General features: G+C 69.8%; 2 protein-coding genes. Both read left to right on the top strand.

Features of this window, described 5'->3' with window-relative positions; translation table 11 throughout:
* Window positions 1-607, top strand: a 607-nt coding sequence (locus AB0G02_RS40735; RefSeq protein ID WP_360806054.1) for a carboxyl transferase domain-containing protein, incomplete at its 5' end; no start/stop codon positions are given.
* Window positions 608-776: 169 nt separating this feature from the next.
* Window positions 777-1,292, top strand: a complete 516-nt coding sequence (locus AB0G02_RS40730) for a pyridoxamine 5'-phosphate oxidase family protein (protein WP_360806051.1) — start codon at window positions 777-779, stop codon at window positions 1,290-1,292.
* Window positions 1,293-1,306: the final 14 nt, after the last annotated feature.

Raw genomic sequence — 1,306 nt, 5'->3', positions numbered from 1 at the left:
CGACCACGGCCAGGTGGTCGGCGTCGTCGGCAACCAGCCCGTCGTGCTGGCCGGGGTGCTCGACACCACCGCGTCGCAGAAGGCCGCCAGGTTCGTGCGGTTCTGCGACGCGTTCGGCATCCCCCTCGTGTCGCTGGTCGACGTGCCCGGGTTCCTGCCCGGCACCGAGCAGGAGCTCGGCGGCGCGATCCGGCACGGCGCGAAGCTGCTGTACGCCTACTGCGAGGCCACCGTGCCGCGCATCCAGCTCATCCTGCGCAAGGCCTACGGCGGCGCGTACATCGTCATGGACTCGCGGTCCGTCGGCACGGACCTGTCCCTGGCCTGGCCCACCAACGAGATCGCCGTCATGGGCCCCGAGGGCGCGGTCAACCTGCTGCACCGCCGCGAGCTCGCCGCGGCCGACGACCCCGCCCGGCTGCGCGCGTCCCTCGTCGCCGACTACCAGGCCGAGCTGATGCACCCCTACCACGCCGCCGAGCACGGGCTGGTGGACGACGTGATCGACCCGGCGGAGACGCGGGCGGTGATCGCCCGGGGGCTGACCATGCTGCGGGACAAGCGGGCCGAGGCGCCGCGCCGCAAGCACGGCAACACACCGCTGTGACCCGACGCGCGGTACCCGTCGCCCGCTGGGCGGACCGCGCGGGGCACGGCACCGGGAAGTGCCTCGGTAACTTCAAAGTGCGTCCTTACCGAACGTCCCGACGCCCGCCAGTATTGATCGGAAAGCATGTCAACGCTGTCGCGACAGCACCGCGCACCAAGGGGGCACGATGAGGACGGTCAGGTCGTTCTCAGACCTTCAAGAGCCTTTCCTCGCCTACATCCAGGACATCGTCTACGCCACGATGACCACCGTCGACAGCAGGAACCGGCCCAGGGCGCGAGTCCTGCTGCCGATCTGGGAGGTGCTCGACGGCGTGCCGATCGGGTGGATCGCCGCGTACAAGACCCCGGTGAAGGTGGCGCACCTCAAGCGGAACCCCCACACCACGATCTCCTACTGGAGCCCGAAGCAGAACTCGGTGTTCGCGGACTGCACGGCCGAGTGGGTCGACGAGGACCAGGACGTCCGGCGCGAGATCTGGGACCTCTACAAGAAGGGCAGCCCGCCCGGTGTCGGCTACGACCCGGCGAACTTCTGGCGCGGCGGCCACACCGATCCCAAGTTCGGCCTGATCAAGCTGTACCCGTGGCGCATCCAGGTGTTGCGCGGCATGGATCTGAGCAGCGTGTTCTGGCAGGCGCCGGATCCCGCGGAGCTGTCCGAGCCCGCCCGGACCCGCTGAACCGGACACGGTGA

Source organism: Actinosynnema sp. NPDC023658, assembly GCF_040639995.1.
Taxonomy (GTDB): domain Bacteria; phylum Actinomycetota; class Actinomycetes; order Mycobacteriales; family Pseudonocardiaceae; genus Actinosynnema.
This window is presented reverse-complemented; position numbering and strand designations above follow the sequence as displayed.

Coding starts and splice junctions, on each gene's coding strand:
- AB0G02_RS40730 (WP_360806051.1), top strand. CDS start 777: ATGAGGACGGTCAGGTCGTTCTCAGACCTTCAAGAGCCTTTCCTCGCC.